16 protein-coding genes are annotated in these 15,817 nt (G+C 62.1%); 3 read left to right on the top strand and 13 right to left on the bottom strand.

What is annotated here, in order from left to right; all coding sequences use genetic code 11:
• Positions 1 to 129: 129 nt before the first annotated feature.
• Positions 130 to 2,274, bottom strand: a complete 2,145-nt coding sequence (locus AB0O97_RS08115) for an alpha-galactosidase (protein WP_363881597.1) — start codon at positions 2,272 to 2,274, stop codon at positions 130 to 132.
• Positions 2,275 to 2,562: 288 nt separating this feature from the next.
• Entirely contained in the window at positions 2,563 to 3,117 is a 555-nt protein-coding gene (locus AB0O97_RS08110; protein ID WP_363881595.1) for a hypothetical protein, read from the bottom strand.
• Positions 3,118 to 3,405: 288 nt separating this feature from the next.
• Between AB0O97_RS08110 and AB0O97_RS08105 the strand changes: the two genes are divergently transcribed.
• Positions 3,406 to 8,259 carry a DEAD/DEAH box helicase gene (locus tag AB0O97_RS08105; protein WP_363881674.1) on the top strand — a complete coding sequence of 1,618 codons (4,854 nt, stop codon included), beginning with the start codon at positions 3,406 to 3,408 and terminating at the stop codon, positions 8,257 to 8,259.
• 26 nt (positions 8,260 to 8,285) lie between these two features.
• Complete coding sequence (locus AB0O97_RS08100; protein ID WP_363841694.1) at positions 8,286 to 9,107, top strand: DNA-formamidopyrimidine glycosylase family protein; 822 nt, start codon at positions 8,286 to 8,288, stop codon at positions 9,105 to 9,107.
• Positions 9,108 to 9,282: 175 nt separating this feature from the next.
• On the opposite strand, the gene AB0O97_RS08095 is transcribed toward AB0O97_RS08100, so the two are convergent.
• Together AB0O97_RS08095 and AB0O97_RS08090 are read right to left on the bottom strand one after the other, a co-directional pair.
• Positions 9,283 to 9,783 carry a maleylpyruvate isomerase family mycothiol-dependent enzyme gene (locus AB0O97_RS08095; RefSeq protein WP_363881593.1) on the bottom strand — a complete coding sequence of 167 codons (501 nt, stop codon included), beginning with the start codon at positions 9,781 to 9,783 and terminating at the stop codon, positions 9,283 to 9,285.
• 32 nt (positions 9,784 to 9,815) lie between these two features.
• Positions 9,816 to 10,202: a hypothetical protein gene (locus AB0O97_RS08090; RefSeq protein ID WP_363881592.1), complete on the bottom strand. Its 387-nt coding sequence runs from the start codon at positions 10,200 to 10,202 to the stop codon at positions 9,816 to 9,818.
• 106 nt (positions 10,203 to 10,308) lie between these two features.
• On the opposite strand from AB0O97_RS08090, the gene AB0O97_RS08085 reads away from it, so the two are divergent.
• Positions 10,309 to 11,235: a pseudouridine synthase gene (locus AB0O97_RS08085; protein ID WP_363881590.1), complete on the top strand. Its 927-nt coding sequence runs from the start codon at positions 10,309 to 10,311 to the stop codon at positions 11,233 to 11,235.
• 44 nt (positions 11,236 to 11,279) lie between these two features.
• Here AB0O97_RS08085 and AB0O97_RS08080 read toward each other — a convergent pair whose 3' ends face one another.
• The 9 genes from AB0O97_RS08080 to AB0O97_RS08040 all read right to left on the bottom strand — a co-directional run bounded on the left by AB0O97_RS08080 (position 11,280) and on the right by AB0O97_RS08040 (position 15,779).
• A complete protein-coding gene (locus AB0O97_RS08080; protein WP_363881588.1) occupies positions 11,280 to 11,660 on the bottom strand; it encodes a hypothetical protein in 381 nt (126 codons plus the stop codon).
• Entirely contained in the window at positions 11,657 to 12,343 is a 687-nt protein-coding gene (locus AB0O97_RS08075; RefSeq protein WP_363881587.1) for an Asp23/Gls24 family envelope stress response protein, read from the bottom strand. The genes AB0O97_RS08080 and AB0O97_RS08075 overlap by 4 nt, the downstream gene beginning before the upstream one ends.
• Positions 12,340 to 12,909: an RNA polymerase sigma factor gene (locus tag AB0O97_RS08070; RefSeq protein WP_363841712.1), complete on the bottom strand. Its 570-nt coding sequence runs from the start codon at positions 12,907 to 12,909 to the stop codon at positions 12,340 to 12,342. Before AB0O97_RS08070 ends, AB0O97_RS08075 begins: the two co-directional genes overlap by 4 nt.
• Before the next feature lie 128 nt (positions 12,910 to 13,037).
• Positions 13,038 to 13,295 (bottom strand): GlsB/YeaQ/YmgE family stress response membrane protein, encoded by a 258-nt coding sequence (locus AB0O97_RS08065; protein WP_363841715.1) that lies wholly within the window; start codon positions 13,293 to 13,295, stop codon positions 13,038 to 13,040.
• Positions 13,296 to 13,317: 22 nt separating this feature from the next.
• Positions 13,318 to 14,025 carry a hypothetical protein gene (locus AB0O97_RS08060; RefSeq protein WP_363881585.1) on the bottom strand — a complete coding sequence of 236 codons (708 nt, stop codon included), beginning with the start codon at positions 14,023 to 14,025 and terminating at the stop codon, positions 13,318 to 13,320.
• Positions 14,022 to 14,612 carry a hypothetical protein gene (locus AB0O97_RS08055; RefSeq protein ID WP_363841721.1) on the bottom strand — a complete coding sequence of 197 codons (591 nt, stop codon included), beginning with the start codon at positions 14,610 to 14,612 and terminating at the stop codon, positions 14,022 to 14,024. The genes AB0O97_RS08060 and AB0O97_RS08055 overlap by 4 nt, the downstream gene beginning before the upstream one ends.
• Positions 14,609 to 15,040, bottom strand: a complete 432-nt coding sequence (locus AB0O97_RS08050; RefSeq protein WP_363881583.1) for a hypothetical protein — start codon at positions 15,038 to 15,040, stop codon at positions 14,609 to 14,611. The genes AB0O97_RS08055 and AB0O97_RS08050 overlap by 4 nt, the downstream gene beginning before the upstream one ends.
• Positions 15,037 to 15,228, bottom strand: coding sequence for a DUF2273 domain-containing protein (locus AB0O97_RS08045; RefSeq protein ID WP_363841726.1), 192 nt, complete (start codon positions 15,226 to 15,228; stop codon positions 15,037 to 15,039). Before AB0O97_RS08045 ends, AB0O97_RS08050 begins: the two co-directional genes overlap by 4 nt.
• Positions 15,225 to 15,779 (bottom strand): Asp23/Gls24 family envelope stress response protein, encoded by a 555-nt coding sequence (locus AB0O97_RS08040; protein WP_363881582.1) that lies wholly within the window; start codon positions 15,777 to 15,779, stop codon positions 15,225 to 15,227. The genes AB0O97_RS08045 and AB0O97_RS08040 overlap by 4 nt, the downstream gene beginning before the upstream one ends.
• Positions 15,780 to 15,817 lie beyond the last annotated feature (38 nt).

Here is a 15,817-nt window from a genome sequence, read left to right as displayed (position 1 = left end):
TTCGACGATTTACGTCAACTAAGTTGAGGCAGGGCATCACGAAATTGGGACATGCGTCAAACAGCTGGGGAGCCTACTCCAGCGGTAGTTCTGTACTCCGGATCCTTCGTACTGTGTAACGCGTTGGCGCTATACGTCGTCGGATTCGATGCTTGTGAACATGATGAGCACGGATTGCTCAGGGAAAAGCACCGGCGCTTGAATGCCCACAGTCTCCAGTACGGATCCAGAGAGCACGCACTCGTTTAGGGGCCATTCCAGCGGTGACTGGCCATTGCTCAGTTCCTCGTCAAGTGGGTGCGACAAACTGAGTCGATATTTCACATCCGGCACCAGACCCGGCACAGTGATACGACCGGACGGGTAGCTGATGGAGGCTTCTCTTTGGGTCAGAGCAAAAATTGCTCGCCCACCGTCTTGCGCAACGACGCCGCGCAGATCCATAGCAGGGTCCGGGAGATCGGCGTGAACTGAGACGCCCGTGTGGAAAAGTCCACGGTGGGCCTTGTGGAACTGGACCCACTCGGTAAGTTCTGCTGTTTGCTCTGCGTCGATGTCGGCAATGTTCCATTCGATGCCAAAATGGCCGAAGATGGCGGTGCGCGCCATGAATCCTAGGCTGTGTCGGCGACGGGTCGAGTGTGATTCGGGCCCGCCGATGTGGGCTCCCATCAGCTCGTAGGGGACCAATAGGCCGGTGTTGGCCTGGTTGTCGAGCCGTTCGATCGGGTCGATGCAGTCGCTGGTCCAGATCCTGTCGGTGTAATCGAGAATGCCCAGATCTACTCGGGCCCCGCCAGAGGCGCAGCTTTCAACTTCCAGGCTCGGGTGACGGCTTTTCAGTTCACCCAGCAGCCTGTAGAGAGCCAGAGTGGTATTCCTGACAGCGGGGTGGCCGGTGCGCGGGTCGACGGCTTCCAGCAAGTCACGGTTGTGGTCCCATTTGATGTAGCTGATGGGGTATTCGCTCAAAATGGCGTCAAGGCGGCCCAAGAGGTAGTCGAAGCACTCTGGATTGGCCAGGTTGAGTACCTGTTGCTGGCGCGCACTGACCGGCCATCGGCCCTCGGTGTGCAGAATCCAGTCGGGGTGGTTGCGCGCCAGTTCGCTGTCGGGGTTGACCATTTCGGGTTCAAACCAGAGCCCGAATTCCATGCCGAGGTCGTGAACATGGTTGATGATGGGCCCCAGCCCATCGGCCCACACCGCGGGGTCAACAAACCAGTCGCCCAAACCGGCGGTGTCATCGCGGCGGCCAAGGAACCAGCCGTCGTCGAGCACAAATCGCTCCACGCCGATGGCGGCCGCCTTGTTGGCAAGCGTTTTCAACGTCTCGAGGTTATGGTCAAAGTAGACGGCCTCCCAAGTGTTGAGGGTGACGGGTCGGGGCCGGGCAGGATGCTGTGGGCGGGCACGCAAGTCCTCGTGGAACCGGGAGGCAAGTTGGTCCAATCCGCTGCCCCAAGAACCCAGCGACCACGGGGTTGAGTACTTCTCACCCGGAGCAAGCACCACTTCGCCAGGCAGCAGCAGCTCGCCGGCGCTGAGGAAGCGATCGCTGGTGATGGTGCGTTCAGCGCTGAATCGATGGTTGCCGCTCCAAGCCGTGTGGACGCCGTGAACAAGTCCGCTGCGATGCCCCATTCCGTCCGTGCCCGCAAGCATGAGCAGCGTGGCATCAGCGCCGGGGCGCCCGCGTCGGCTTTCTCGAACATGCGCGCCGACCGTCAACGGGCGCTGTTGACTGCTGCGTTCCTTGAGGTGCCGCCCGGTGAAGTCTTGCACCGTGGTGGCGCTAGCCGGTAGCGGGAAGATGGTGTCGAGCCTATGCAGTTCGTACTCGGTACTTCCGGTGTTTGTCAGTGTGTGGCGCTGTCGGAGCACGCCGGCCGCGGTGAGGGATAGTTCGGTGACCATGCTCAGTTCAGCTGCCGAGTCTTCCGCGGTAATGGTGACGCTGGAACTGTCGGCAACAGTCGATACGGTGCTTAGCGCAGCGCCCCATCCGCGTCGAGACCGCTGCCCCTGAAGCGCTGGCGAGCCCTGCCAGCCGAAGGTTTCTTGGGGCAGGAGTGTCAATCGCGCGGGAACATCAATACCCCCGGATACGCGTTGGGGGCGGGCGGCCACGGCCAGGGAGCTGAGCTCGGCCGGGGAAAGAACACCTGTTGCCGGCCCCCAATGGATGATCGTAGGGAGGCCTGCGGTGCTCAAGTCAACAATCACTGAGGTGCCACCGCGATGCAACTGCGTGTAGGAGGAGTCAGAATTCATTCATTAGTTTTATATCGAAAGAAAATACCTGTCAAAAGCATCACCCATAAACCATGCAAACTGAGACAGGCCTAGACAGGGCCGGTGGTTCGAGGACGTCCACAAAGTATTCACCGCAGCCTACACCGCTTGATAGCCCGTTAAACGCCTTGCGCAGCGGCGTAAATTCAGGGACAACCACGTGGCTCCAAACACCGCGCTGGTGATGGCTAAAGCCAGGATCGAGGCCCTCGCTAGGCTATGAATTGCGTGCCGTTGCGGCAGCTCTTCGAATTTCGCATTAGGGCATTAGGGACGGAGCGCCTCATCGCGGTCGAACTCCTCGAAGGTGCCGATGAAGTCCGGCTCGCTGTCGGCCGCTTCCCGGCGCCGTCCGTGGCGCAAGATATGCAACCGGTTAGCGCCGATGGCCAGAATGACTGTGGTCATCAAGTGCAACGCACCGCCCCAAATATCGGCGCGGATCAAGGTAACCAACAGGCCCGTCAACATCACACCCGATCCGACTGTCATAAGAAGCCGCAAGCGTTCAAAATATCCGTAGATCACAATAGCCGCGCCCAGTACAACCCAGGGCCCAGCCCCATTGAGGAATGGCAGGAGGGCGGACAGCATGACGCCCACGACTGTCCCTCCGGCAAGGTATAGGTAGTGGTTACGCGGAGCAATCCACCAAGAGGGGTGCTTCCACAGCCAGGCAGCGCTTAATGCCCCCACCAAAAGGGTGCCAGCCGCAAAGAAGCCAGCGTCAGCTCCGTTACCGCGATCGGCCACCATACTGATGGCCCCAGAGATCAAAAAGAGTAGTGCCAACCCCACTAAGGGAACCCAGTTGTTCCCCACATGCCGTGTGTGCACTGTCCCTTGACCTCCCCAAAATCTTCTCTCGCAGGAGCACAAGCAGACACGTTGCAAAGAACGGACCGGCCTCGGCAATCGTTGCCGCTCCTACCGATAGATTACCGCGCGGCAACGACACTGCTGAACCAGAAAACAATTCGTCAGATATTTTTCACCCGGGAACAGTCCTTCCCATCACTTTCTCATCACTTCCTCATCACTTTTTCAGCAGCTCAGGCACGCAATGTCAGTGCCATGCGGCATGATGGAGCCGTGGATGCAACAACCCAGATGAGCGCAATGAGCCAGTTCGCGGAACCGACCCGCGAGTGGTTTCTGGGCGCCTTTGGCACGCCCACTCCGGCCCAAGCTGGTGCGTGGGACGCCGTATCCAACGGGGCTCACTCCTTGGTGGTGGCACCCACAGGTTCCGGCAAAACCTTGGCCGCCTTCTTATGGGCCTTGGATGGACTCATTGCTAGAAGCAGTTCCCCGGAATCTACTGCCGCAGCACCCAAGCAGGGCACCAGCGTCCTGTACATCTCCCCTTTGAAGGCCTTGGGCGTGGACGTGGAACGGAACCTACGCGCTCCGCTTATTGGCATCACGCAAACGGCTGCCCGGCTTGGCTTGGACGCCCCACACGTCAGCGTCGGAGTACGCTCCGGTGACACCCCTGCCAATGAGCGCCGCCGCCTGCTCAGCCATCCGCCGGATATCCTCATCACCACGCCCGAGTCCCTCTATTTGATGCTGACTTCCAAAGCACGCGAGACGCTGAGCCACGTCCACACCATCATCATCGACGAGGTCCACGCCGTCGCCGGCACAAAGCGCGGCGCCCACCTGGCCGTATCCCTTGAGCGCCTCGATGCCCTGCTGGAAACCCCGGCTCAACGCATCGGACTGTCCGCCACTGTGGAGCCACATTCCACCGTGGCCCGCTTCTTGGGCGGGCAGGCCCCTGTCACCATCGTTGCCCCGGCCAGTACCAAAACCTGGAACCTGGGCGTCACAGTCCCGGTCGCGGATATGACGGAATTGCCCGCACTCGCCGCCGCTCACGATCTGGGTCCAGCCTCCGGGCTGCAGCCGAACGCCTCAATTTGGCCTCATGTGGAAGAAAAGATCGTGGATGCCGTCCTGGCCAAAAAGTCCACCATCATCTTCGCCAACTCCCGCCGTCTGGCTGAACGGCTGACCGGGCGACTCAACGAGATCTACCTTGAGCGGCTGGAACTGGCCGAGCTGGAGGCCTCCGCTGCGTCTTCTCCGACGTCCGACGCCGCACCCTCCTCCCCCGATCCGTGGCGGACCGCACCGTCCCCCACCTCGTCCCCCACCAGGCTGCCGGCGGAAATGATGGCCCAAGCCGGGGCTGTTGCGGGTGCCCCCAACGTCCTGGCCAAGGCGCACCACGGCTCGGTGTCCAAGGAGCAGCGGGCACTGATTGAGGACGATCTAAAGTCCGGGCGGCTGCGCGCTGTGGTGGCCACGTCGAGCCTGGAATTAGGCATCGATATGGGTGCCGTGGACTTGGTGATCCAGGTGGAGTCACCGCCGTCGGTAGCTAGCGGGCTGCAGCGGGTGGGGCGCGCCGGGCACCAGGTGGGCGAGATTTCCGAAGGCCTGCTGTTCCCCAAACACCGTGCGGACTTGCTGCATTCGGCGGTCACGGTAGAGCGGATGCTGGCTGGCGAAATCGAGCCACTGTCCATCCCGGCCAATCCCTTGGACATCCTGGCGCAGCAGACAGTAGCGGCCACGGCGCTGGAAGCCATCGGGGTGGAGGAATGGTTTGAGACGGTTCGTCGCAGCGCACCCTTTGCGGCCCTCCCGCGGTCAGCCTTCGACGCCACCCTAGACCTACTAGCCGGACGCTACCCCTCGGACGAATTTGCCGAACTGCGCCCACGCATCGTGTGGGACCGCACGGCTGGCACCATCACCGGGCGGCCCGGCGCGCAACGGCTGGCCGTCACTTCCGGCGGAACCATCCCGGACCGCGGCCTCTTTGGTGTCTTCATTGTTGGTTCAGAAGAAGCCGGCGCAGGAAAGGCTGCCAAGGGCGGCCGGCGCGTGGGCGAACTCGACGAGGAGATGGTCTACGAGTCACGGGTGGGCGATGTCTTTGCCCTCGGCGCCACAAGCTGGAAGATCGAGGACATCACCTTTGACCGGGTTCTGGTTTCCCCCGCCTTCGGCCAACCGGGGAAGCTGCCGTTCTGGAAGGGTGATTCCCTGGGCCGCCCGGTTGAACTGGGCCGTGCACTGGGTGCCTTCATCCGTGAAGTCAGCGCCGCCCCACGCAAAAAGGCCCTGGCCCGCTGCGAAGCCACGGGCTTGGATGAATGGGCTGCCAACAACCTGCTCGGGTATTTGGAAGAGCAGAAGGCTGCCACCACAGCCGTCCCCGATGACAGAACCCTCATGGTTGAGCGCTTCCACGACGAGCTCGGCGATTGGCGCGTGGTGCTGCACAGTCCCTTCGGCATGCCGGTTCACGCGCCATGGGCATTGGCCGTGGCCGCCCGCCTGCATGAACGCTATGGTCTGGACGGCTCGGCCATGGCCTCCGACGACGGCATTGTGCTGCGCGTTCCCCTCATGGATGACGAGCCACCCGGCGCCGACTTGTTCATGTTTGACCCCGAAGAACTGGACGGGATCGTCACGGCCGAGGTGGGCGGCTCTGCCCTGTTTGCCAGCCGTTTCCGCGAATGTGCCGCCCGCGCACTGCTGCTCCCCCGGCAGAATCCAGGCAAACGTTCACCCCTATGGCAGCAGCGCCAACGCTCGGCCCAACTGCTCGATGTTGCCCGCAAATACCCGCAGTTCCCGATCGTGCTGGAAACCGTGCGCGAATGCCTGCAAGACGTTTACGATCTCCCCGCGCTGAAGGACATTGCTGCCTCGATCGAGAGGCGCGAGCTGCGGATCGTGGAAACCACCACGAATGAACCGTCGCCTTTCGCCCGGTCTCTGCTGTTCGGCTACGTGGCCAGCTTCCTGTACGAGGGCGATTCCCCGCTCGCCGAACGCCGCGCCGCCGCTCTCTCCCTGGACCCGGCGCTGCTGGATGAGCTGCTGGGCCGGGCTGAGCTGCGCGAACTTCTTGACCCGGCAGTTATCGCCGCCACCGCGGCCCAGCTGCAGCGTCTAGCCGGTGCTGGTGGCGACGCCGATCGCCGCGTGCGTGGCCTGGAAGGCGTGGCGGATCTGCTCCGGTTGTTGGGCCCGTTGAGCGTTGCGGAGGTTGCCGCCCGGCTGCTTCCCGAAGTTCCCCAACCCCAAGAAGCGTCCGACGCCGGGCACTCCCCTGACGCTGCGGCCTCGCCCGATCCTGTGGGCTCATCGAATCCTGCGGCCCCGTCCGAGCAGGCCTCCGCGCCTCATCTGGCGCTGGCCGCCGCTCACCTATCGGGACTGCGCGCTGCGAACCGCGCACTGCGGGTGAACATGGCAGGCCAGGAACGGTACGCCGCCATTGAGGACGCTGCACGGTTGCGCGATGCCCTCGGCATTCCGCTGCCCATGGGTGTTCCGCTGGCGTTCATTGAACCGGTGGCCGATCCGCTCGGCGACCTGTTGGGCCGCTACGCCCGCACCCACGGACCCTTCACCGCCGCGGAAGCGGCTGCGAGGCTGGGACTCGGCGTCGCCGTCGTCCATTCCGGGCTAGCCAGGTTGGCGGCGGACAGACGCGTCACCGAAGGTGAATTTTTGCCTCTGCACGCCGAAAATGGTGCCAGTGAGTGGTGCGACGTTCAGGTCCTGCGGCAGTTGCGCAGTAGATCGCTGGCGGCGTTGCGTGCCGAAGTTGAGCCCGTCGACGCGGCAGCCTTTGCCCGGTTCCTCCCAGCCTGGCAGCATGTCACCTCGGCCGCTGGCTCGCCTGCTCTGCGTGGTTTGGACGGTGTGCTGACGGTGGTGGATCAGCTGGCTGGCGTGCCCATCCCGGCATCGGCGTGGGAACCGCTGGTGCTGGCTGCGCGCGTGGCCGATTACTCCCCCGCCATGCTGGATGAGCTGACGGCCACCGGCGAAGTGCTCGTTTCAGGTGCAGGATCGTTGGGCTCAAATGATGGCTGGCTAAGTCTCCACATTGCGGATTCTGCGGATCTGACACTGCAAACAGCGGAGGGTTTCACGCCCACCGAATTTCACGAACGCATCATGGCAGCGTTGCACACTGGCGGCGCCTACTTCTTCCACCAGCTGCGCGAAATGACCGCCGACGGCCCAGATCTGGTGGCTTCCGACACCGAGATGATCGCCGCGCTGTGGGAGCTGTTCTGGGCTGGGCGCATCAGCAATGACACCTTCGCCCCGGTCCGGGCCCTGCTATCCGGCGGGCATACGGCGCACAAGCAAAAGGCCCCGCCCTCGCGGCTGCGCCCTGCCCGCGCTGGCCGTTATGGGCGCCTGCCGGGACGTGCTGCAGGTGTGCAGCGCGGCGCCCCACCCATGGGCGCCGGGCGCTGGAGTTTGTTGACGATGCCTGCCGCCGAAGCCGACAGCGCTCAAACCACCCTGCGCAGTCACGCCCTCGCCGAGTTGTTTCTGGACCGGTATGGGGTGGTCACGCGCGGTTCCGTCATGAACCACGGACTTCCCGGCGGTTTCGGCCTCATGTACAAGGTGCTGGCCCGGTTGGAGGAGAGCGGAAAGTGCCGCCGCGGCTACTTCATCGAGCATCTGGGCGCGGCGCAGTTTGCCGTGCCGGCCACCGTGGATCGGCTGCGCACCTTCAGCGAGGACGCATCGCTGAACCCGCGTCCACCGTACGCTTTAGCCTTGGCCGCGACCGATCCCGCCAACCCCTACGGCGCAGCTCTGCCCTGGCCTCCGCTGGAATCCGGGCACCGGCCAGGACGCAAGGCCGGCGCCTTGGTGGTGATGGTCGACGGCGCACTGGTCCTCTACGTGGAGCGCGGCGGCCGCACGCTATTGTGCTTCAGCGACGACGAATCCTTGGTCTCGCTCGCTGGCACGGCGCTGGTCAATGTGGTCAAGCGCGGAGCGATCGACAAGATGGCCATTGAAAAAGTCAACGGCGGTGAGGTTTTGGGTACCCCGCTGGCTGCAGCAATGCTCGCCTCGGGGGCGTACAGCTCGCCACGAGGAGTGCGGATCCGTGCCTGAGACTGGCCGGACACCGGGAGACAGCCGTGCCTGAGGGAGATACCGTTTGGCGGCAGGCGCGTGACTTGCGGGCAGTCCTTGAAGGACAAACCCTGATCGCCACTGATTTTCGAGTACCCGCGTACGCCACACTGGATTTGTCGGGCTCAGTGGTTTCCAGGGTCCAGTCACGGGGGAAACATTTGCTCATGTTTGTTGGCGGGTTAGCCATCCACTCGCACCTGTCCATGGAGGGCCATTGGGATATTTACCCAGCAACCAGCAACGGCCGTCCGGCAAAGTGGCGGCGGCCCGCCTTCACCGCCCGGGCGGTGCTGCAAACCAAGCTGGGAACAGCTGTGGGCTTTTCGCTGGGCACGCTGGAAGTCCTGCCTGAAGCGCTGGTGGCAGACGCCGTCGGACATCTTGGACCGGATCTGCTGGGTCCAGATTGGGATGCGGAGGAAGCACTGCGCCGTTTACTGGCGGCCCCGGATCGTGCTGTTGGCTTGGCACTGTTGGATCAGCAGAATCTGGCCGGGATCGGCAATATTTATCGCAACGAGTTGTGCTTCCTCGGTGGCGTTCACCCGGCGGCGCCCGTGCGGGATACACCGGATCTGCCCCGAGTTATTGCCATGGCAAAGCGCCTCTTGGAGGCTAACAAGGACCGCTCCGCCCGTTCCACGACTGGTGGACCGGCTCGTGGCGAAGCGGCATCGTGGGTCTATGGGCTGGCGGGGAAACCGTGCAAACGGTGCGGGACCCTGATTCGGCATGACAAGTTAGCAGATCCGACATTCCCGTCCCGCGGATCCCGGGATATCTATTGGTGTCCGCGCTGCCAGCCGTTGCCGCTGCAAGCTTGAATTAGGGGCGTGAGCTACGGGAGCTTGAGTTAGGGGCGTGAGCTACGGGAGCTTGAGTTAGGGGCGTGAGCTACGGGAGCTTGAGTTAGGGGCGCGAGCTACAGGCGTGAGCGTAGGATCTCAACGCCTGGACCCTTGAGCTTGTCCAAGTGCGCACTCCGTCCGGCCAAGACCATCACCAGAGACAGCGTTGGCCCCTCAAGAAGAGGACCTGTTCCGGCAGTATAAGGGCCATCGTCAGCTTTGAGCTGGAGACCGGCATCAGGGCAGCCATGGGCGGGGTATGGCTCAGCCCCAAAGGATGGCGAATATCTTCGGCATGCACCAGAACTTCGCCCAGATAGGCCGGGGTGTGGGATGACGGCGCAACACTGCTATTGATGACCGCACGGAACCTCTCGAGAGTTTCGCCCGAAGTGGCACCAAGATGTTCAGCTAACCGGCGTTGGTTGTGCACGGCCGGGCGGAAACGCGCGCCGATCATGCTGCGCATCCACCGCCACTGTCCAACGCTCGCTGCCGCCGTCAGATGCGCCAGCACATGCTCAATATCCCACTGCCCGCACAGCGATTCGTGCTTCCATTGGGCCGGTGTCAGAGCCGCCAAATCCTCCGCGAGCGCGGCTCGTTCAGCATGGGCGAAGGCCCAGAGCCCGCTGTCCTGAATCTTTGCCATGTGTAGCTCATTCCATAGATTGTGCGGTGTGGCTAGCTGGCAGACACCGACACGATAATGACTTGGGTCCTCTTGCTGCCGTCATAGCGCAGATCATAGCTGACAGCGAAGCCGGGCCTAAAACCAGGTGACAGCACGTACTCATGTTTCTCTTCCGGATGGGCTTTGACGCTTTCAATCCAGTTCTCGGCGTGGTCAATGCCCAGATTCGCCACACCGCCGCGAACCAGCTGGAACTTTTCTCCTTGCGGGGCAACCAAGCCGGGCCCATAGGCCGAATCCGGCAGGCCGACGTCGGACTTCACAATGGCATCTGTGCGGAAATCGAGACGGATCGATTTGCCCGTATTAATCTTGGCAACGCCGCTCTCATCCAACATGAGAAATTCAGTGTTCAGGGCGGGAGACAAGTGAGGCAAAGGAGGTCCTTTGGACGCTGTTCATCCACCCTATGCGATCCGACGATGCGATCGGCAAAGTGTGTGGTCAGGCTAGGGGACGAACCCTCGGTACCCTTGAAAGGTGATGAAATCTCCCCTTCCCGTCCGCAATGGCGTCAATGCAACACGCGTGCGAGTCCCCGATGAAGGCCCCTGGGCAACGGCCATGGATTTTGTGTTGGACAAGTTCAGCCATGTGGATCCGGCAGGAATCGTTGACCGCTTTGAACGTGGCGAGGTTCAGGCGCTGGGCGGGGAAATTGTCACACCCACCACACCCCTGAACGAACACATGTTCATTTGGTATTACCGCGAGCTGCCCATTGAAAAGCGCCTGCCCGTAGAACTGTCCATCCTGCACCAGGACGAGAATCTGGTAGTGGTGGACAAGCCACATTTCCTGCCCACCACGCCCGGCGGCATGTACGTGCAGGAATCAGCGCTGGTCCGTCTGCGAGTGCTGTTGGACGCCCCGGATTTAGTGCCGATTCACCGTTTGGACCGCATGACCGCTGGTGTGCTGCTGTTTTCCGCCAACCCGGAAACCCGCGGCAAGTATCAACTGCTCTTTGAAAAACGACGCATCGAAAAGACCTACCGCGCCGTGGCCCCGGTGCGTGAGGACCTAGAGTTTCCCATGGTGGTGCGTAGCCGCATGATCAAATCGCGCACGTATCTGCTGGCGCAAGAAATTGAGGGCGAGCCCAATGCTGAAACCCGCATCGAGCTCATGGATACCCGCGTTGATGCCACCACCGGCCAGAAGCTGGGCCTCTACGATCTGGCACCGCACACCGGTAAAACCCACCAGTTGCGGGTGCACTTGGCGTCGCAAGGCATCGGCATCATGAATGATCCGTTCTATCCCGTGCTGCACGAACAAGCTCCGGACGATTACACCAAACCGCTGCAGCTGCTGGCCCAAAGCATTTCCTTCACCGACCCGCTGACCCGCGAACCGGTGAAGTACTTCTCAGAACTGGAACTGTCCGAGTTCCCCGACCACAAATAGCTGCCTTTCGCACTGAAACTGGGCTGGCTTGGGCGGCGATCCACTCAAACACCGATCGCGGAGATCTCCACCACGGCCTTCACCTGAACATCCGGGTGCAGAGCAGTGACAAAGGTACGGATGGCGCCGGCCACCGACCGGGCCATGTCGGGGGCCCGTAGTGCGCCATCGGTGCCGATCCGGATCTTGACGGTCATGACGGACCGGCAACTGCTGCCGCCGGTGCTGCCGGCATCGCCGGTGTCTGTCTCAGAAGACGCTGCTTCAGAACACACCACAAACGGAACCGGCTGCGCGGCGCTGTCTGGATCCATCAATGACCCCAGCTGCTTGAGCGCGCTCAGCCACACCGGATCAGCGGCATAGACCGTGGCCACGCCGTCCATGGACAGCACCATCTGGCGGATATCCTCTTCTAGGTTCATTGCGGCCCCTCCCCAGTCTCTGATTCGGCAGACCTAGTTTCGGCAGGCCCTGCTTTGGCAGGCCCTGTTTCGCCAGGCCCAGTTTCGCCGGAACCGTTGCTGGGACTGCTTGCCATCGGCGGGCGCATATCCGTGAAGGCCACATGGATGGCCTTCACATTGAGCTCCGTCTCCACCAACAACTCGGCAAAGACAGCGTCGCGCAACGTCTGTGCGAGCGATGGCAACGGGTACCCGTAACGCGCGGAAACGTTGATCTTCACATCTATCGGAGCTCCAGCCACGCTGACGTCACCCTCAAGTTGGCAGCGCCCAATGAGGACCCCGCCCAGCGAGTCACCCACAGTACGGATCAGCGCAATGACGGCACCTTCGGTCTCACTCAACTCATCCAGCTCACCGCCATCCACACCGTCGCCACTGAGCGGAATCGAGCGCCCTGCCCGTGTTTCCAGACGGAGGTTCGCCATGATGCCGTCAAGCCAGCCGGTGTCGTTGGCAGCTGCGGAAGCAACGTCGTCGTCCATCATCAAAAGCGCGGCGGCACTCAGGCCGCGCAGTCCAGCAAGGTACGCCTGACACTGCGGGCAATGGTCAATGTGCTCGGCATCAGGTGAGGTGCCGCTATCCAAATAGTCGCTGAGGGCTTCGATGCGCCGACCGCAATCATGCGTGGGGTTCATCGCCATTCCTCCATTTCCTTCATAAGCGTTGTTCGCGCCCTGGCCAACCGGCCGCGAACGCTGGCGGCGCTAATTCCTAGCGTCTGGGCGATCTCCTCATAGGATTGACCGCCTATTTCCTTCAAAACCCAGCATCTTCGCTGTTCCTCGGGCAGCCTAGACAGCGCGGTATTCAAGGCCCGACGCGCGGACCCGGCCACCGCTGCCTGCTCCGGCGTAGGCAAGCGGTCTGGCGCTTCAGGCTGGTCCTCGAGGTTATCGTGGGACTTTCGACGCCGGCCGGTGTCCACCGCGCGACGGGACACAATCCGCATAAGCCACGCCTTCGCGGCCGTGCCGTCCTGCAGATGAGCAATGTCTTTCCATGCCGCAATGAGCGCATCTTGCACAACGTCGTCGGCCTCGGCATGGGAGTTAACCAGACGCCGGGCATAGGCGCGCATGAGCGGGGCGTGCCTGCGCGCCAGCATTTCAAAGGCGGCAACATCCCCGTCGCCGGCCCGTTCGGCCAAAACGGCGTCCGGGGCATCGGCTAGTTTGTGGGGCAGATCCTGCAGTAGTTTCACCGGCGTGTGCCTTTCGGGGTTCGCGGGGCCAGTAGGAGCAGCGGGGCAAGAACACTCACGGACGAGCCTATATGCGCCGACGGCCGGCAGCGCGAGTGCGTCTGCCGACCGTCGGCCGTCCATGCAACTTACTTGCGGCCCTTGATGGCGCCGTAGGCTGCTGCAACTACCAGACCGCCACCGATCGACAACAGCCAGGTCCGGATGTTGAAGAACGATCCCAGGTCAGCGCTGAAGATAATGGAACCCAGCCACCCACCGACGATCGCACCAACCACACCCAAGATAATGCTGGTGATCCAGCCGCCCTGGACCTTGCCCGGCATGATTGCCTTGACGATGGCGCCGACGATCAAACCCAAAATGATGAAGCTAATGAAACCCATAATGTTCTCCTTGTGCGAATGCTTATGCCACGCGTTCGGTGCGGGCAAATAGTGTGCGGGTGCCGGCCTTAATACGGACCAGCACAGGTGGGCGGAAACCGAGAAGTTGATCCAGACCCTCTACCAAATGGTCGACGGCGGCCATCACCTCAACGGGTGAGGCACCTTTCCGGGTTTGGATACTGATCTTCAACCCGGAGTTGCTACCGCCGCTTGTGTTGTTCCAAGCCTTATTAGTCCAAGACTTGTTATTCCAGGACTTGTTATTCCAGGACTTGTTGTTCCAGGACTGCACCGACGTCGCCAAGACCTGCGTGTTATCTGCCAGCGCAGCCTTGATGGCTTGCGCTGCGACGGCGGTGTCCACGGTGGTCTTGCCGGTGGTGTCGCTTCCTGCTCCGGCTCTTTCTGTATCGCTGTTGCTGTCCTGTTGAGCCAACTGGTTGCTGCGGCCGGTGCCTTGTGAAGCGATCCAGCACACCAGCAATACTGCGACGATGACGAGTGTGGCAAGCACTGCCACGCTCCACCAGCTGATGTCCGCGCCAGGGATCTTGGCGGCAGCCAAGCTGTCCTGGACACTGGCCCAAAGTTCGGTGCCGGTAGCAGTCCAGCGTTGGGCGAATGCCGGGCTGGTTCCCGCCAAGATGGAGATGGCTCCTGCCGCGGCAAGGGCCAGTCCGAGCACCCCCAACAATGCGCGGTTCAAACCGCGATGGGTACCGTTCATGAACCCACCACCGTACTGGTGGTCACGCCGACAGCCAGCGGCTTGCCCAGCCCGTAAGCGTTCAGTTCACGCGCCACGGTTTCCCTGATGTGTTCAGTGTCCACTGCCCGGCCTGAGCTGGGGTGAACGCTCACGTCAATGCGTTTGCGGCTGACACTTGTGGCCACTTGTTCAGGAGCCAGGTGAGCCGCGGTACGGGCCGTCCGGGAGAGCGCCGCCGCAAGAACGGCATTGTCAACCACTACGGCCGAACGCTTGTTAGCGATGACGTGCCGAGCCTTAGTTCCCGGCAGCACCGCCATAGCCAGCAGGAAAATCCCTAGCAATACGGCCGCCACCCCCACGGCAACAAGTGCACCGGGGATAAGCTGCGTCGCCAGCGAAGCAAGGCCTTGAGCCAACTCTGCAGGGCTCCCCAGCACTGGTGCGTTCTGCGTTGCCGAAAGCACCAGTTCCAGAGCCAGCCAGAGCGTCACCACCAGCAGAGCCGCAGCTACCACGATGGACACCGCCGCCCGGCTGGAACGGGTTTCACGCCTGTTCAGCCTGTTGATGATCCGCGCCTCACGCGCTTGTTCATCTCTCATTGGACCCTCCCTGCGTTCCTTGGATCTGGCTCATGAATACCGGTGAAGCGGACATCTACCCAGCCCACCGTCGAGCCAGCCAGCGCCTCGATGCCTTGAGCAACACGTTGCCGGCCCGACGCGGCCCGCTCAAACACGGTCCCACCCTTCAGATCAGCGCCAACGTTCAGTTCACTGCGGCCGTTCAGCTCAGCGGCGGGGAACAGAGCCAGAGGCACGGCGAGTGAGACGCTAACTTGCCCCGATTCGTCGTGCACCCCGGCCCGTACCTCCTTGAGTGGAACGTTGAAGGCGTCAGCTGCAATAGCTGCTACCAACTTGTCCATGGTGCCGGCGGAAATGCTGGTGTACCCGGCACGCAGTGGTGGGCGGCTGTGCACAGTGGATTGCTGCGCCAACCTCTCAATCTCCAGCGTGCCGGCACTCATGAGGACGTGCGCTTCCCGCGAAGGGCGTCAATGGCACCTCGTAGGTCCAGGTTGCCGTCAATGCTGCGCCCGATCACTGCGCCTACGGCCATGAACAGAGCCACCAGCAGCATGGCCCAAAATCCAAAGGCCAAAGCCGAGATCGCGAGGGTTGCAGCTATTGCTGTTCCTGCCAAGGTGGCACTCATGAGACGCGAGCTTCGCGCTGGTTCACCTGATCGTCTGCAACGACGTCGGTGCGCTTGTTCGCAGCAGGCTTCTCATCGTCTTCGGACGGGATGTGAATGTCGGTGATGGAGACGTTAACCTCTGTCACTTCCATCCCAACCACATCTTCGACTGCTGCGTAGATGGCGTCGCGCACGGCGTCTGCCACCTTCTGCAGCGGGTGCGGGTACTCCACCACGAGTGTGACATCCACTGCCACCTGGGTCAGACCGACCTCGACGCTGACACCCTGAGTCAGATCCTTCTGACCCACGGCTTCGCGGATGCTACCCAAGGCGCGTGCTGCGCCACCACCGAGTGCGAATACGCCCGGGATGTCCTGGGCAGCGATGCCGGCAACCTTGGCCACCACACCGTCTGCAACCGTGGTGGTGCCTCGGCTAGTGACCGTCTGCTTGCCTGAAGCGTTGTTGTTGGCGTTGGTGTTGGCGTTGGTGTTGGCGTTGTTGGCGTTGTTGGCTGAAGCATTGTTGCCTGATGCGTTGTTCTTGATCTGAGGCTGAGTAGTCAAAATAATCACTCCCGAAGTTCTTCGTGTCAGTTTTTCTT

Origin of the sequence: Specibacter sp. NPDC078692 (assembly GCF_040686835.1) — a bacterium.
GTDB lineage: Bacteria > Actinomycetota > Actinomycetes > Actinomycetales > Micrococcaceae > Specibacter.
This window is presented reverse-complemented; position numbering and strand designations above follow the sequence as displayed.